At 68.9% G+C, this 572-nt stretch carries 1 protein-coding gene; it reads right to left on the reverse strand.

What is annotated here, in order from left to right:
- On the reverse strand, positions 1–533 hold a 533-nt coding region (gene mobF / locus A5780_RS34620; protein ID WP_231983193.1), incomplete at its 3' end, for a MobF family relaxase.
- Positions 534–572 lie beyond the last annotated feature (39 nt).

A 572-nucleotide genomic window follows, 5' to 3' on the forward strand; every position in this document is an offset into this window, starting at 1 on the left:
ACGGTGGCGACCATCGCGTCCACGTCCACGCCCTCGCCGAGGATCTCGGCGGCCTGCGCGCGCCAATCGGCGCGTTGCTCGGCCCTCGACCGGGCACGGTGCTTGCCGCCGCGCGTGGACAGCGTCGCTTCCTCGCCGAGTCGCAGCAGTTCCTTGGCGGTGGGCTCACGGCCGTGACGGGCCTGGAAGTCGGCCGACAGGTCGGCGAGTCTGGCGGTGATGGATTCCGCGCGGGTGGACCAGGCCGCCATCAACGCCTGTGGGATGCCGGCGATCTCACGGATCGGCCGCTTGTGCATGTCGCGGTCCGGTGTCTCGACGAACACCAAACCGAGGGCTTCTTCGAGGTGGTGTTCGAGGCGGGTGTTGTACAACTCGGAGGCGGGCACATTGTGGGCGTAGATCATCCGCCCATCTAGGGACCCCCACTGCCCGTCCTGGATCCGCCTGACTTTGTTGGCGATGACGAGGTGGGTGTGCAGATCGGGGTCGCCGGCGCGGGAATCGCGGTGGGTGAAGGCCGTCCCGACCAGGCCCTCGACGTCGACCTGGCGGACGCTGTGGCCTCACAC

The organism is Nocardia sp. 852002-20019_SCH5090214 (assembly GCF_001665865.1).
GTDB classification, from domain to species: domain Bacteria; phylum Actinomycetota; class Actinomycetes; order Mycobacteriales; family Mycobacteriaceae; genus Nocardia; species Nocardia nova.